Origin of the sequence: uncultured Capnocytophaga sp. (genome assembly GCF_937936315.1) — a bacterium.
Lineage (GTDB): Bacteria > Bacteroidota > Bacteroidia > Flavobacteriales > Flavobacteriaceae > Capnocytophaga.
Window position 1 is genome coordinate 13,080 of the sequence record NZ_CALGWU010000016.1, and the last position, 15,585, is coordinate 28,664.

The 15,585-nt window shown below is 36.8% G+C and carries 13 protein-coding genes and 1 pseudogene; 2 read left to right on the forward strand and 12 right to left on the reverse strand.

Translation table 11 applies throughout. The features are described from left to right. Positions 1 to 184: 184 nt before the first annotated feature. The 3 genes from Q0162_RS02310 to Q0162_RS02320 all read right to left on the reverse strand — a co-directional run bounded on the left by Q0162_RS02310 (position 185) and on the right by Q0162_RS02320 (position 3,424). Positions 185 to 712, reverse strand: a complete 528-nt coding sequence (locus tag Q0162_RS02310; RefSeq protein ID WP_297888497.1) for a hypothetical protein — start codon at positions 710 to 712, stop codon at positions 185 to 187. Between the two features lie 204 nt (positions 713 to 916). Then, a complete protein-coding gene (locus tag Q0162_RS02315; protein WP_297888500.1) occupies positions 917 to 2,827 on the reverse strand; it encodes a collagen-like protein in 1,911 nt (636 codons plus the stop codon). A 12-nt stretch (positions 2,828 to 2,839) separates the two neighbouring features. Next, on the reverse strand, positions 2,840 to 3,424 hold the full coding sequence (locus tag Q0162_RS02320) for a hypothetical protein (RefSeq protein WP_297888503.1): 585 nt from the start codon (positions 3,422 to 3,424) through the stop codon (positions 2,840 to 2,842). A 613-nt stretch (positions 3,425 to 4,037) separates the two neighbouring features. Here Q0162_RS02320 and Q0162_RS02325 point away from each other — a divergent pair. Both Q0162_RS02325 and ybeY read left to right on the forward strand, forming a co-directional pair. Further along, positions 4,038 to 4,253, forward strand: a complete 216-nt coding sequence (locus Q0162_RS02325) for a DUF2892 domain-containing protein (protein ID WP_002678703.1) — start codon at positions 4,038 to 4,040, stop codon at positions 4,251 to 4,253. 3 nt (positions 4,254 to 4,256) lie between these two features. After that, positions 4,257 to 4,676, forward strand: coding sequence for an rRNA maturation RNase YbeY (gene ybeY, locus Q0162_RS02330; RefSeq protein WP_297888506.1), 420 nt, complete (start codon positions 4,257 to 4,259; stop codon positions 4,674 to 4,676). A gap of 12 nt (positions 4,677 to 4,688) precedes the next feature. Here ybeY and Q0162_RS02335 read toward each other — a convergent pair whose 3' ends face one another. From Q0162_RS02335 to Q0162_RS02375, 9 genes and pseudogenes are all read right to left on the reverse strand, one after another. Continuing rightward, positions 4,689 to 6,104 (reverse strand): oligosaccharide flippase family protein, encoded by a 1,416-nt coding sequence (locus Q0162_RS02335; RefSeq protein ID WP_297888508.1) that lies wholly within the window; start codon positions 6,102 to 6,104, stop codon positions 4,689 to 4,691. Positions 6,105 to 6,116: 12 nt separating this feature from the next. Next, positions 6,117 to 7,481: a DNA repair protein RadA gene (radA, locus tag Q0162_RS02340; RefSeq protein ID WP_297888511.1), complete on the reverse strand. Its 1,365-nt coding sequence runs from the start codon at positions 7,479 to 7,481 to the stop codon at positions 6,117 to 6,119. Positions 7,482 to 7,489: 8 nt separating this feature from the next. Beyond that, on the reverse strand, positions 7,490 to 8,368 hold the full coding sequence (rfbA, locus tag Q0162_RS02345) for a glucose-1-phosphate thymidylyltransferase RfbA (protein WP_278636825.1): 879 nt from the start codon (positions 8,366 to 8,368) through the stop codon (positions 7,490 to 7,492). A gap of 20 nt (positions 8,369 to 8,388) precedes the next feature. After that, on the reverse strand, positions 8,389 to 9,561 hold the full coding sequence (locus Q0162_RS02350) for a metallophosphoesterase (protein WP_297888514.1): 1,173 nt from the start codon (positions 9,559 to 9,561) through the stop codon (positions 8,389 to 8,391). Positions 9,562 to 9,654: 93 nt separating this feature from the next. After that, the gene (locus Q0162_RS02355) at positions 9,655 to 9,810 is read right to left on the reverse strand and encodes a hypothetical protein (RefSeq protein WP_297888517.1); all 156 of its coding nucleotides are present in this window, start codon (positions 9,808 to 9,810) and stop codon (positions 9,655 to 9,657) included. Positions 9,811 to 9,819: 9 nt separating this feature from the next. Then, positions 9,820 to 9,888 (reverse strand): annotated as a pseudogene (locus Q0162_RS02360) (GNAT family N-acetyltransferase); the annotation flags it as partial. Between the two features lie 86 nt (positions 9,889 to 9,974). Next, positions 9,975 to 11,546 carry a DUF6850 family outer membrane beta-barrel protein gene (locus tag Q0162_RS02365; protein WP_297888520.1) on the reverse strand — a complete coding sequence of 524 codons (1,572 nt, stop codon included), beginning with the start codon at positions 11,544 to 11,546 and terminating at the stop codon, positions 9,975 to 9,977. After that, entirely contained in the window at positions 11,510 to 12,802 is a 1,293-nt protein-coding gene (locus tag Q0162_RS02370) for a DUF4876 domain-containing protein (protein ID WP_297888523.1), read from the reverse strand. Before Q0162_RS02370 ends, Q0162_RS02365 begins: the two co-directional genes overlap by 37 nt. A 23-nt stretch (positions 12,803 to 12,825) precedes the next feature. Then, the gene (locus tag Q0162_RS02375) at positions 12,826 to 15,474 is read right to left on the reverse strand and encodes a TonB-dependent receptor (protein WP_297888525.1); all 2,649 of its coding nucleotides are present in this window, start codon (positions 15,472 to 15,474) and stop codon (positions 12,826 to 12,828) included. Positions 15,475 to 15,585 lie beyond the last annotated feature (111 nt).

Here is a 15,585-nt window from a genome sequence, read left to right on the forward strand (position 1 = left end):
TTATGACCTTCCGCAAAGTTGATTATATTGATAACCAATAATTTTAAAGAGTATTATACAAAAGTATTTTGTAAATACCTCTAAATTTATAGACACTATAGCACAAAAGAACCCCCACTATATAGAAATACAGCGGGGGGGTCTTATTTGTTTAAAACGTGTTTAAACGAGTTGTAAAACAGCTTTAGATAAGTTTCTCAAACAAAGGAATGAACTCATAATACAACATTGCATAAGAGTCTACTACATTTGTTATAGGATTTTTATTCAAGTCTATAATTCCATTTGGTTTTGTAGGGAGGTTGATACTTTTCAATTCCTTTTCGTAGAATTCTTTAATAACTTTTCGGGAAGTATTTCCATTTCTTATTGTAGTGATGAATACATCATAACCATTATTTTTATTATTATTATAAAAATTTTCAAACTCAGTTATTGTATTATAGTCTGACAAAGTATTAATAATAACTCGTTTATTCCCTCCTATAGAAAACTGTATATCATATACAGCATAGAAATCATTATTAGGTAAAATCTGTTTTATAACCTCTATTTTAGTAATTTCTTTAATAGAAAAATTTTGCCCATTTTTTCTATTATTTATTAATTGTTGTAGTTCATATATTCTATTATTTAGCAACCACTCATCTATTCGGTTGCACAATGTAGTTTTACCTGTATTTTGAGCACCTTGAATATGTATTACTTTCATAGACTTTTAATTTTTGTTAATAATTTAGTTAAAAGTTAGTTTTAGTATTTACAGCTTTTTCTCTTGGAGGCTCTCTGCTTTTGTAGCTCGAACCTACTTTTTCTTGGGGTATTGCTACTTTCATAAGGTTATTATTTTTAGTAATGTAAGTTCAGTATAAACTCATTCATTACACTGAACTTACATAGGTTAGACAATTAAGTTTTAAGGAGCTGCTTCTATAAAATAACTCCAACCATAAATATTGCCATAAGCTCTTCTATCACTATAAGCTTCTTTATATCTTTCAAGGCTTTCTGCAGGAACGTAAATTTTTTCTATATGGGAACTATACCATTCTATAAGTTTACCATCTATAAGTTCTGCTTCCCAATATTCAAAATTCCCTTTTTCTATTGTTGGAGGGGTTGTACCTTTAAAGGTAACTGTTATTTTGGGGTAATTTTTATATTTTGAAAAAGCACCACTTTCTATTTTAGTTACACTACTAGGTATAGTGATCGAAGTTAATGACTTACAACGGGAAAAAGCAGCTGGTGAAATATGTGTTACACCTTCTTTTATAGTTACAGATGTCAATTTTTCACAATCTGAAAAAGCAAAATTCCAATGTTTTATTCCAGAACCAATAACAACAGATTGTAAGTGAGACCCCCAAAATGCTTGGAATCCAATATCTGTAACATTATCAGGAATAATAATAGAGGTTATCCTAGTTAGTACAAAAGCTTGGTCTTCAATTTTTGTTACCTTATTACCTATAGTAACAGAAGAAAGATTTCTACAATATTTGAAAGCAGATTCTCCTATACTTTTTACACCATTCCCTATAACAACAGAGGCTAAAGGAAGAGGTTTGTTATAATTATCTTCCTCATAAAAAGCTTCTTTTTCTATTGTTTCTACAGTATCTAAAAACACAAGATTCTTTATATATTTTCTATCTTTAAATTTAGAAACATTTTTCATCCCTAACTTAACTACCTCTAATTTTTCTATATATTCTAGAAAACTATCATTTCCACGAGTATAAGGTATCGAATATAATGTTATTTCTTTTATACCTGAGGAAGAAAAAGCATATGAATCTATAGTTTTAACATTATTTGGTATTATTATAGATTCTAAAGAAGTACAATGAGCAAAAACAGAGCTCTTAATACTTGTTACACTATTAGGAATAGTAACAGATTTCAAAGATTTACAACCTGAAAAAGTACTATCTTCAATACTTGTTACACCATTAGGAATAGTAATAGATACTAAAGAAGTACAACCTGAAAAAGCACTACTTCCTATACTTGTTACACCATTAGGAATAACAATAGATTTCAAAGATATACAACCGTCAAAAGCACTTTCCTCAATACTTGTTACTTTATTAGAAATAGTAACCGAAGTTAAAGAATGACAACCTCCAAAAGCTCCTCTTCCTATTTTAGTAACATTTTTCAATTTAGGAATTGCCTCAAAATTAACTTCTGTAATGTCTTTTTTGTTACATCTATATAAAGTAGTTCCATCTTTACTTACCTCAAAATCAGGACCTGTGGCAAATTCCCAGTAATAACTATATTTTTTGGGACCATAAAGCACTCCTGTTTCAGTATCTATATACCAATCACCTTTTTTACCAATGTAGGAATTAGGTTCTCCTTTTCCTAAATGAATTTGAGTTGCAGGAGCCCCATTATCACCGTTATTTTTTTTGCCATCATCTCCTTTAAGTCCTTTGTCGCCTTGTTCTCCTTTGTCACCTATAAGTCCTTTATCACCTTGAGCTCCTTTATCGCCTTTTTCGCCTTTGTCACCTGCTTCTCCTTTTTCGCCTTCCTCACCTCGTTCTCCTTGTTCTCCACGTTCACCGCGATCTCCTTTTAGGCTAATAGGATCACCCCAACCGCTTTCGGTTTTAGCTCCATAGAGGTCGGATACTGAAAGGTCAAAATAGTAATCCCCTATTTCGCCTATGGTAGAGGAAGGAGCTCCACTGCCATAGTGTACTATGTTTCCTCGCTGGTACTCTACTTTTTCTACAACGCTTTCTTTGTTACACTGCCAAAAGAGGAAAGCTACACAAGTGCAAAACACCGTTATAATAATACTTCTTTTCATTGTGTTTGTTGTTTAATTGTTAAAAATACTTACACCTTGCCCCCAACCACTATTAGTTTTAGGTCCGTAGAGTTTTCTGTTATAGGTATCAATATACCAATCGCCTTCTACTCCTAAAGAAGGATTAGGTACAGAGGTGCCTCCATAAATTCTAGCACCATCTTTTCCTTTGTCTCCTTTCTCGCCTGTACTAGTTCCTGGATCTCCTTTTTCTCCTTGATCACCTTTCTCGCCTTGGTCGCCTTTTTGTCCACGGTCACCCTTTTCACCTTGGTCACCTTTTTGTCCACGATCGCCTTTTTCACCTTTATCACCTTGCCAACCCATAAAACCTTTTTCACCACGGTCGCCTTTTTCACCTTTTAGGTTGATAGGGGTACCCCAGCCTTGTGAGGTTTTGGCTCCGTAGAGATGTACGTTTTGCAGGTCGATATAATAATCGCCTATTTCTCCCAAAGAAGCTGAGGGAACTCCATAACCAGAGTGAATAAGGTTGCCTTTGCGTACTTCTATACGTTCGGTAATGGTTTCTTTACCACAACTCACAGTGGTAAGCATTGCAAACATAGCTACTGCTATAAAAAACATCTTTTTCATTAGTATAATTATTTAGAATTGTTTACGATACACGTAAAAAAGCGAAGAGGACTTTATTCTAAATTTAGAAGAAGTTGCATACGGCAAAGGAAAGCACTTTTTTTGGTGCTTCCTTTGCACTGAGTGGCTAACCTATTCTGTGTTGCAATTTTGAAAATTTCCAGTTTTCAGGCAACAGAACAAAGCTAACGCTTTTTGCGATATAATTTAAATAGAAGACAATAAAAAAAGCGTGAGTAACACTGTTTGTCGCCTGAGGTACTGGAATCACCTTGTAACACAAATAGGTTTCACTCACGCCTATAAAGGCGATGAGCATTAAACCTTTTGCTCTGTGTTACAATGAAAGTTTCCAGTTTTCAGCACGACAGGACAAAAGCTAACGCTTCTTATCTTTTCTATATTTTAGGGTGCATAATTACAACAAATATTTGTAGTGTGCAAATTTTCTGTTAATTTTTTACCATAAAAATAGTAACATTTTTATTAAACACCTGATAATGAGATTGTATTTTTTACACAAAGAAGAGTTTAACGAATTTACTAATTGCAAATTTGCTAATTTACAAATTATTTGTACCTTTGTCCTCAAATTGTTAAAAAACATAACTATATGAAAAGAAATATAAGCACTTTAGACAAGAATATCCGCTTGCTTATTATCGTGATTACGGCAATTTTGGGGTATTTCAACGAGTTTTCTATAACTATTGCATCGGTGTTATCAGGCGTTTCTATTTTGCTATTGGTAACCATTCTCATCAATTTTTCTCCTATTTATGCGCTATTAGGTATCAGCACCTATAAGCCTAAAGAAAAAAATAGTTAGATTATGACTTCTTTTTTTAACGAAACTCCTTTTGTCTTCCCTTATAATAAGAATTCGGTAAAACGCTGGGTAAAAAGTATTGCTAAATCCGAAGGTAAAGAGGCAGGCAATATCAACTATATTTTTTGTGATGATGAGTATTTGCACAAAATAAATGTAGAGTACTTGCAACACGATACCCTCACCGATATCATCACCTTTGATTATACTGAGGAAAAAGTACTCCATTCGGATATTTATATTTCGGTAGAACGCGTAAAGGAAAACGCCGAAATCTTTAAAGTGCCTTTCCAAAGAGAACTGTTGCGAGTATTGGCACACGGGTTGTTGCACCTCTGTGGGTATAAAGATAAAACCCCCAAAGACAGTGCGCTAATGCGACAAAAAGAAGAGGAAATGATGTTGCTATTTGACCAACTTTAACTGCCTATCGCGCTACGTTTTTGACCGCAACGCTTTTAGCTTGATTGCAAAGCTCGCTAAATAGCCATAGATAAGCAGAAACAAAATACCTATATAAATGCTATTGCCAAAGGCATAGAAATTTATAAAAGAGAAGAGTACACTCATACCAAGGAAGATTTTTATCTTCCTTTTTTTGTAAGGTATCGGGTAGTATTTTTGTCCGTAGTAATACGAGATACTCATCATTGCAGCATAGGTAATGAGGGTAGCCAAAGCGGCTCCTTTATAGCTAAGCCAAGGGATAAGAGCAAAGTTGAACACTACTGTAATCGCCATTCCTATCAAGGATACAATCGCACCAAAGCTCGTGCGGTCGGTTACTTTGTACCATACCGAAAGACTGTGGTAAATACCCAAACAAAGGTTAGCTAACAAGATAATAGGCACAATCCAGAGCGCATCCCAGTAGGCTTTATTAGGTATCAAAATAAGTTTAAAAACATCGGTGAATACGGTAATAAAGAGCAAAATAAAGCCTCCGCACACAATGAAGTATTCAGTAATACGTGCATAAGTTTTAGGTGCATTCTTATCTTGGGCACTACTGAAGAAAAAGGGTTCTATACCAAGTTTATAGGCAGTGACAAAGAGGTTCATAAACACCCCCATTTTGTAGCAAGCCGAGTAGATACCTATCGTTCCATCGGCTGTATCAGCAGGAAGGAGCATACGCAAAAACACACGGTCAAAACCTTCGTTCACAGCAAAAGCGATGCCCGCCAAAAGTACGGGAAAAGCGTAGATCATCATCTCTTTCCAAAGAGGATAGTAGAATTTGAAACGTATTTTGAGGTAGATAGGTAGCAACACCATAAATGTCGCTAAACTAGCAATCACATTGGCTAAAAAAATGTAGTATACACCACCGTTTGTTGCGAGATTTTCAGCAGACAAATAATTTAGATAATAGATATTAAGCGCTAAATTTAAGGCTGTATTCCCTATCTTTACCATTGCGTAGAGTTTGGCTTTTCCTTTATTTCTAAGCCAAGCAAAAGGAATGACCACTAAGGCATCGAGTACCAATATATAAATAGCAAAGACAATATATTGCACATCGTAATTCAGCCAAGAAGCAATAAAGTGTCGCAATAAGTAGGCAATCAGCAGGAAAAACAAAGAGCTGATTGTAAGAGAAGTAAGTGCGGTAGATTGCACCTTTTTCTTCTGTTCGCCTTTATTCATAAAACGGAAGAAAGCGGTTTCCATACCATAAGACAGCAGTACATTCCCCAAGATAAGGTAGACAAACAACCCTGAATAGATACCAAAATCGGCAGTATCGAGTTTATTCACGTACAGCCTTGTGAGCAATAGAGTTAGCACACGAGGAAGTACAGTAGCAATGCCGTAAATAATGGTATCTTTAAAGAGTTTTCTCAACATAAGGCGTTCTTCTTATCCAAATAATTCTTGTATCGCATCTTCTATTTTAGCGACCGTTATAACTTTTATCTTCGTATTTTTGAGAGCTATTTTGTTGTATTTAGAAACAAAAATGGTATTAAATCCTAATTTTTCAGCTTCAGTAATGCGTTGCTCAACACGTTGTACAGGGCGTATCTCGCCACCTAACCCCACTTCACCGGCAAAACACACATCTTTATCAATAGCTATATCTTCGTTGGACGATAGGATAGCCATTGCCACCCCTAAATCGGTTGCGGGGTCGTCGATAGTAATACCTCCCGTAATATTTAGAAACACGTCTTTAGCTCCAAGGCGGAATCCTGCGCGTTTTTCAAGCACTGCCAAAAGCATATTGAGGCGTTTGGCATTGAAGCCCGTAGTACTGCGTTGTGGTGTACCATAGACCGCTGTACTCACGAGGGCTTGTATTTCAATCATCAGTGGACGCATACCTTCTAAGGTGGCAGCTATAGAAGTACCACTAATGGTTTCATCAGTTTTGGAAATGAGAATCTCCGAAGGATTATTTACCTCGCGTAATCCATTGCTAAGCATCTCGTAAATACCCAATTCGGAAGTAGAACCAAAACGATTTTTGAGAGAACGCAGGATACGATATACGTGGTTGCGATCGCCTTCAAACTGCAGAACGGTATCCACCATATGCTCCAATATTTTAGGTCCTGCTATTTGTCCGTCTTTAGTAATATGCCCAATGAGTATTACAGGAGTGTGAGTAGTTTTAGCAAACTTAATCAGTTCAGAAGTACATTCCCTAATTTGAGAAATACTCCCCGCTGATGCCTCTATATAATCGGATTGAAGGGTTTGGATAGAGTCTATAATCACAATTTCGGGTAAGAGTTCTTTTATCTGTTGGAAGATATTTTGTGTTTTAGTTTCAGTGAGAATAAAACAGTTGTCAATACGGTGTGGAATACGGTCAGCGCGCATTTTTATCTGTTTCTCACTTTCCTCTCCCGATACGTAGAGCGTACGATAGGGCAAGTTAAGAGCTATTTGCAACAATAGCGTACTCTTGCCTATCCCTGGTTCCCCCCCTAAAAGCGTTACCGACCCTGGTACTATACCCCCACCTAGCACGTTATTCAGTTCGTGATTGTTGCTATTGAGGCGTGCCTCTTGCTGGGTATCGATTTGGGAAATAGGGATGTACTTAGAAGCCTTATTTTTGATAGGAGATTCTTTTTCTTGCCAAGCAGGAGCCGTGTCTTTCTGTACGACTTCTTCCACAATGGTATTCCACTGCTTGCAAGTGTAACACTGTCCTTGCCATTTGCTATATTGCGCACCGCAATTCTGACAGAAATATGCTGTTTTTAGTTTTGCCATATTACTTGTTACCTGTTACTTATTATCTGCAAGAGATATTGCCCGTATTGGTTTTTGAGCATTGGTTTGGCAAGTTCTTGCAGTTTTTCGGCGGTAATCCACCCCTTGCGATAGGCTATTTCTTCCAAACAAGAAATTTTGAGTCCTTGGCGTTTTTCTAGGGTCTCTACAAAGTTAGATGCTTCGCTAAGTGAATCGTGAGTACCTGTATCAAGCCACGCAAAACCACGCCCTAAAAGTTGTACTTTTAGTTCACCGTCATTTAGGAACACTTGATTCACAGTAGTAATCTCTAGTTCTCCACGAGCAGAAGGTTTGATGTTTTTAGCTACTTTCACCACCTTATTAGGGTAGAAATAAAGCCCTACTACTGCATAGTTAGATTTAGGGTGTGCTGGTTTTTCCTCAATGCTAAGTACATTACCTGCATTGTCAAACTCGGCTACTCCATAGCGTTCAGGGTCTTTTACGTAATAACCAAAAACGGTAGCTTTACGCTCTTTTGTTACATTTTCTACTGCTTGAGAAAGCATTTTTGAAAAACTCTGTCCATAGAAAATATTATCACCTAATACCAAGCACACATCGTCATCACCTATAAACTCTTCGCCTATGATAAACGCTTGAGCTAAGCCATCGGGACTGGGTTGTTCGGCATAACTAAGGCGAATGCCAAAATCAGATCCATCACCTAATAGGCGCTCAAAACCAGGTAAATCTTGAGGGGTAGAAATTACCAATATCTCACGAATACCCGATAGCATCAATACCGATAGTGGGTAGTAAATCATTGGTTTATCATAAATAGGGAGTAATTGTTTAGAAACTCCTTTTGTAATAGGGTAAAGGCGTGTACCTGAACCGCCTGCTAAGATTATTCCTTTCATCTGTTGTTAGTTTTTATTTGTTAGTCGTCGTCTTCAGGGATAGAAGCGTTTTCTATTATTGCTGTCTTATTACCTTGTTTATCTACTTTATATTCGTTGCCATTTTCTATCAACAAACCTTGTACTACCCCTTTGGCGTGTGCTACATCAAGGTCGATAACATGTTTGTTCATCAGGTAAGTTACCTCGCTATGAAGTGTGTGCCCTATAACAAACTTACCTACTTGCCAACGTTCTAAAATAGTTTCGGCTTCAGTAATATCAATAGTCTGTTTGCCCCAACCTCTATACCACGTAGGACTTATACCAAACTGATAGAGAATGCTATACAAGCTATCTTTGCGTTTTCGTGCTCTTAGATTATCAAAATAATAGTCACGAGCTTTATCATTTAGTTCTTGTACAGTGAGTCCTAAATTGGCAATTTCTATAGAAATACCGGCGTGTACAAACACATAATCACCTATTTTTTCAACGATATTTTTGGTAGCCAACCAGCGTCCTAATTCTGTATTAGGTTTGTAGAAGTGTAGATATTCATCTTGTAATAAAGAAGCATTCTGGAAGTATTTTTTGCGCACATAGCGGAAGTCGTTATTCATATTCATCAAGTCGTGGTTGCCAAGTATAAAGTGTACTTTACCTCCTGCTTTTTCAGCTTGTTGTTCTAAATGATAGATAAGCCAAAGTGTTTGTGTGACCCATAGTCCGCGATCAAAAAAATCACCTACTGTCACTAAATGCCCCTTACCATATTTCCATTGGTATTTAGCATTCATCACTCCATTAGCTATCAAAAACTGCTTAAAAGCCTCAAATTCACCTTCAATATCCGAAATAGCAATGAGCTTTTCAGGCATATTATACACAGCTGTTTCATTCTTTAGTTCTTTTTTTATTTTAAAACTAAAAGATTCTTTCTCACTGAGTTGTGCCGTAAATTTTTTACCTTTTATATCTTTAGTAAATGTTTGAATAGAGGGTGCTACTACACCTTTTTTTTCACCAACTTGTTTTACAACAATTCCTTTATCAGTATAAAAAATATAAGGTCCATCAAAGCCTGATGTAGAATTATCTTTGTGCAAACGAGCCTGACTGAGAATGGGCACTAACTCTTGTGCTTGTAACCAATTATTGCCTAAAACAAAACAGCATAAAAATGCTAAAAAAGTGATATATGTTTTTTTCATTAGGTAAAAAAGTGAAAAACTTTGGCAAAGGTATAGTATTTATTTGAAAATAACAAATTTACAGATTAGTAAATTTGCACTTACTACTGGAACTTACAAGTGGTGGGGAAATATGAGGTTGTGGGAGCGGTGGGAGGTGCGAGCCGCACGGGCGATGGTGGGAGTAGTGGGAGCAATGGGAGTAGTGGGAGCAATGGGAGCAATGGGAGCTGGGGGAAGAGAAAATAATAGAAAAGTAGTAACAAGCATTTGTTTTTAGTAAGGTATTGCTTCCTTGAATAGGAAATCATTCAAATCTTCATCTTCACAATCAAAAGGTTTAATTATATGATTGAATGTAGTTTAACAAAAATAGATTGATTATCAAGCAATCAACTTTACCAAAGTGTAGGGACACAAATGCGAATATCGTATTAATAATTAAGTTGTAGATGTAAAGACAAATGGTAACGGTCATCACTTTTGAAAGTAGTGCTATACGTTGTTTTTACTCCTAATACAGCGAAGAGATGGTTGCGCAATTGTTGTTTGAAATCTGTTCCAAAAGAAAAATGGTATTGAGTTTTGCACAAGAGCGTATTATCGGGGTAGACTACTTCGTCGTAGAATAACCGAATAGTTTTAGCGGCGTAATCGTTGTTGGTGAGAGTTTTATAATATTCTATATTCTGATTTTCCAGTTTGCTATAGGTAGGCAATTGACATTGGAATGCTACAAAAGGGGCTATTTCAACTCCCGAAAGTTGGTAACTACGGCTGTGTAATGCTTGAGCGGTGAGGAAATGCCTATCAGTAAGGGTTTGTGCTAATACATCAGTTTGGTAGGCTTGGTGATAGCCGAGCATAACAGCAGTTTCGCATAATTGAGTGTATTTTTCAGAATAATAATGTACTGAAAATTGCACATCGCGCAATTGTGCTTCATAGTTTTTTCCTTGTTGTAGATTTAAAAAATTTTTACGAGAAGTTTCAGTATATTGAGCGTAATATCTCAACTGAGCTTCCGATAGCTTTTTCAGGCGTTGTATATAGACCTTATAGTTTGTGGTATTAAGCGTTGCCATTAAGCGTTCATCGGCTTCATACTCAGTATTACTTTGGTAAGTATTTGCTTTTTGCCATTGGTAATGAGCTCCAGTTATCCATTGGACAGTAGGAGTTGTATAATGATAATGCAGCGTTAGTTCATTGAAAGGGCGTTCACGTTTGGTAGAGACATCAGTGGGAAGCTCGAAGGTGCCATAGCCTAATTGCCAACGGAGGTATTTAGGGTAGTTCATAGGGATATGGCTATCACTATCGGAAAAAGAAATACCATTGTCTACTTGGGCAAGTCCGTACGTTGTTCCTATGGCTATTTGTTGTTGAGAGGTAAGATTCAGTGCTAATTGGGCGGTAAAAGCTAATTCATTAGTTATTATTTTAGGACGAGGATCAAAGGAGGTACGGTATTTTTCACCTAAGTGATAACGGGCAGCAATCATTCCGTTGAGATGAGAGGTAATGAGTGGAGTGGTAAGTCCACCAAATACTTGGTATTGTTGAGTATTCCAATTAGAAGCCTTGCTCACGGCATAGTAATGAGGGTCGGGCATTAGCCCATCGGGAGCAACCTCAACATAAGAGAGATTCCATTTTTTATCGGTTTGATATTCTCTTTTAATAGTGACATCGCCGAAGAAAGCTGTTTTTTTAGCTTTGTAATAACCATTAGTATTTAGGCTGATAGTTGTAACAGCTGAGGGTTGTTGTCCCAAGTGTAAATCACCTTTTTCAGTTTGGAAAGAAAGTCCGGAATTTGTAAAATTCTCTAGAGAAGAGGCAGGCAAGAGTACAGGAGTTTGCAGATAAGTTTGGAATACTTTAGGATGTAAGTAACTATCCACTCTGCTTTGAGAGTAGATAGTTACTGTTGAAGCAAATAATATGAAAAGGGTTTTAGGTATCATCAGTTTAGGGAACTTACATCGGGAGTGGATATCCATATAAAGTCGTTGGTAGAGTTGTTCGTATCTTGATAGAAGATTTTATCACCTACTCTTTTAGTTTCTTTGCGAATAGCTGATTCGGAGGAGTAAGCACCTTTAGGGCTACTGAGGGCTCCAGCATCTACATTAGTAGGCAAACGTTTAGGCATTTTTGCTTCTTGACAACCTACACCGTCAATAATAATATCTACAGGTATCTGCAAGTATTTTCTATCAGGTTTTTTTCCACGCATAGCGGGACTTTGCACTACTTTTAGAGCATCAGTTTCAGCTTTAGTAGCCCTAAATAACACATAAGCATCACGCCCTTGCACATTTAATACCATATCTTTAAGTGTGTTTATTTTATAGCGTACCTCCATATTAATGGCAGGATTATCAATATCAGTATTATTTTCTTGATTAGGCAAATAGACCTCGAATTTAGCTTTACTTAAATCGACTGTTAGTTCGGGGTTAGGGACTTCGTACTTTTTACCGTCAATGGTAAGTGGTGCTTTGTGGTTCATCGCTGTTTTGGCGACAATCATTGATTTACCTGAAGCCAAGGGGTAAGTAGTACCATTACCAGGGAAGGCATAGATTTCGTAAGCATAAACAAATTTTGTATTAGCATCTTTACCAACGCCTACTAAATCAGGAGATTTACTCCAGTCTATTTGACCATTCTCATCTAAGTTTTCTTTTGAAAAATTGTTATACCAGCCGTGGATTTGAGCAAAGCAGATATTATCTAAATAGATGGTTTCGTTAGAATTGTTATGCACCTCAAAGAATTGGTCTCTCCACTGGAAACCAGCAGCTTTTTGATTATCAGAACTAACATAATAAACTTGTTTAATAAGCAAATCGCCTGTTTTACCTGTTTGTAATACCAATTCACTGATAGCATTTTGCTGTGTATTGATAGTTACTTTACTCAACGAAGCGTTGAAGCTCGCTTCTTTTTCCTCACCAAAGAGTTTTTTCATCTGTTCGGCAGATAGAGAGATAGAAGCAGAAATATCATAGATACCCGCAGATATTACTACACTTGCTTTTCCTTGAGCATCGGTTTTGACAGTGTATATCTGACCATTTTGCAAATTGGTAAGTTTTACATTTACTCCTTCGGCTGCTTTGCCACCAAAGAAATCGTCGTACTTCACCGATAAACGATGAGTGATATTGGTTACAAAACCATCGCTATCATTATCTTTTTTACAGGATAGCACGGTTATAAAGAGTGCGAAAATTAGAATTACTCGTTTCATATAATTAGAAATATTGATTATTTTCAAAACTGATATTTTACACTTCCACCAAATGAAATTTTGCTATTTTGTAGAGAAGTGTGTCCGTTGACAGTAATTTTAGGTCGATAGTTTAGGAAATTATTAGCATAAAGAGAGATAGATAGTCCGTTGAGCATTTCCTTGGTGATGCGCAAATGGAAATTGTGATAAGTAGGGGTATGTACTGTTTTAGTTTCGTTAGGTGTTAAAAATAAATGTTTATAGCGAGAGTGTGTACGCTCGGCAGCAGGGATTTCGTGATATACTAAATTTTTATCCATATAAGCATACGGATAAATATCTCTCAAGGCAATATAGTTATTAGAAAAGGTGAATTGTTCGACAGTGAGTGAAAAAAGCAAGCCTAAGGAAGATATATGATGAGTAGCTGTGAGTCGCAAGTGCATTTGTTCGCGCTGAGAAGCATCGGTAGGATAATAGCCATATACATATTTTTCTTCGAGAGCATTGTTGGTTTTGCTGATATAAGGTAGGCGCGAAGTACTTGAAGAAAACACATAACTTCCTGAAAGTGAAAATTGAGTATTGATTTTATCTATCTTATTGAAAAACAAGATGAGTTCAACCCCTTTATCAGTATAGTACGATCCGTTAGTAGCTGTAGAATAGGTACGCACTACTTTTTCATAGCCATCAATACGATAGGTAGGAGGTATGTGTTCAGGATCGGCAGAAGGAATAGAGGTGAGTTTAGGGAGGTCGTAGAGCTTGAAAGTAGTTTCAGAAGTAAAGGCATCGAAAGTTTTATTGAGATATGTTGTGAGGTTTAGCTGCATAAACTTGAGAGAAACATCAGTACCAAGTTCGTATTTCCACGCTTTAGAAGGTTTTAAATCTACTTTCCGGCGTTGTTCTACATAAGTTTGCACACGATTCACTGCATAATGATTGGTACGATCATCGCGCAAAAGGATATCAAAATGAACGTTACCAGGAAATCGATTGGCTAAGGAAGGTGCTTTGGTAGCTAAACCTATACCCCCTCTTAACTTGAAATATTTGGTGAACTCATACGCCATATTCACACGCGGACTCAGACTACTGTAACCGTTTTGATTTTCGTAACGCAAACCTATATTGGCAACGAACAGTTGTCTGTTAGCACGTTGCCATTGCAAGTTATCCTGCAGATAGACACTCAACAATTTGTTTGCAATTACATATTTATTGAAGTTCAAAGGGCGTACTCCTTCTTCAGAATTAGATATTTTACTCACCGTACCCACTGTGTTGGCGGTTGAAGAATCAAACACTTTACCTTCACCTAAATTATCGTTGTAGAGGAAGCCTATTCCTGCACTTATATTTTGGCTAAAATTATCGTTCTTTAAATGCTTGCTCACCCCCAGCTGACTGTTGATGCTAAAAGGTAACCCTATAGTGCGCACTAAAGAACGGAAAGCGACAGGTGTATAGAGCCCTTCGTGCAGTGCTGTGGTGGTAGCGGTGGGCACTACCTCTCCTCCATTGTTGATAAACTGCTCTTTGTAATCATCTTGTTTAGAAACAGAAAGACCGAAAGTAAGATTTAGTTGGTCAATCCATTTTTTGCTGAACTGCCATCCTAAACGATTGCTGAATGTGAGTCCGTAGTCTTTTTTATTAGATGAATTACGAAAACCCTCTACTTGTTCTTTATCCGTTTTATTACCATCGATATTGCTTCTCAGGGTTAGGCTAAAAGTATTGCGGAAGTTGTTCTTAGGACTCACTACACTCCAAATAGAAGAAAGCGTTACACGGTTATAGCCATCAAGGTTGTTACGAGGGTCGGCATTGGCATTTAAGTAGTCTAACGATAGACTCAGATTGCCTACTTTATCACTGATTTTAAATCCTTTATTTACACTTACAGCATTTCCTCCACCTATCATACTGGCAGACACTTGCAAAGGATAAACTCCTGCTTTGCGTTCAATTACCACCAAACCTGTAGTTGCATTGCCGTATTTAGCGTCGGCGATACCCGTAATTACCTCTACTTTTTCTATACTTGAAGCAGGAATAGTTCGCAAATCCATACCTGTGTTGATACGAGAGAAAGCTGTAGTATTGATATTCTTGCTATAAGTTTGCATATTTTCATCGTTACTCAAAGGCATATCGTCAATGATATAGCTAATACCAAAAGCATTATTATCGGACTTGATTGCAGTATGTAGGTTCAGTATATTAGGAGTGAAAAAAGAAGGTTTTTCTATAGTTTGTCCAGGGAGTTGTTGTAAGATATCGGATACCGAAAATGATTGAAATTGCCCTATAGCATAATTATTTAACACTACTGCCGAACTCACTTTGTCGCGTACCTTGGTAGCTGTTACGACCACCTCGTTGAGACGCAGGGTTTCCTCTTGCATTATTACAGAAATGGAATGAGTGAGGGTTGCTGTTCCTTTGATTGTTTGCGATTGCAATCCCAACATTGTAAAGCTAAGGTCGTATTCTTTATAAATAGAGATAGAAAACTCACCTTTATCATTGGTAAAAGCCCATTTTCCTGAGATTTTATCAACCACAGTTACTCCTTGTAGAGGTTGTTGTTGCACACTCACCACACGTCCTGAGAGGGTGATTTGCGCTATTAAATCACAAGGAAATAAGAGAGATATAATAAGAAGAAAAATCCTCATCTCATTTGTTTTAAAAACACCTAATCATTTTATTGAGAGTACAAAGATAGGTTATTTTTATTAATTAACGTGAGTTCGACGTAAGAAAAGTTATTTTTTATTTGCAAAAAA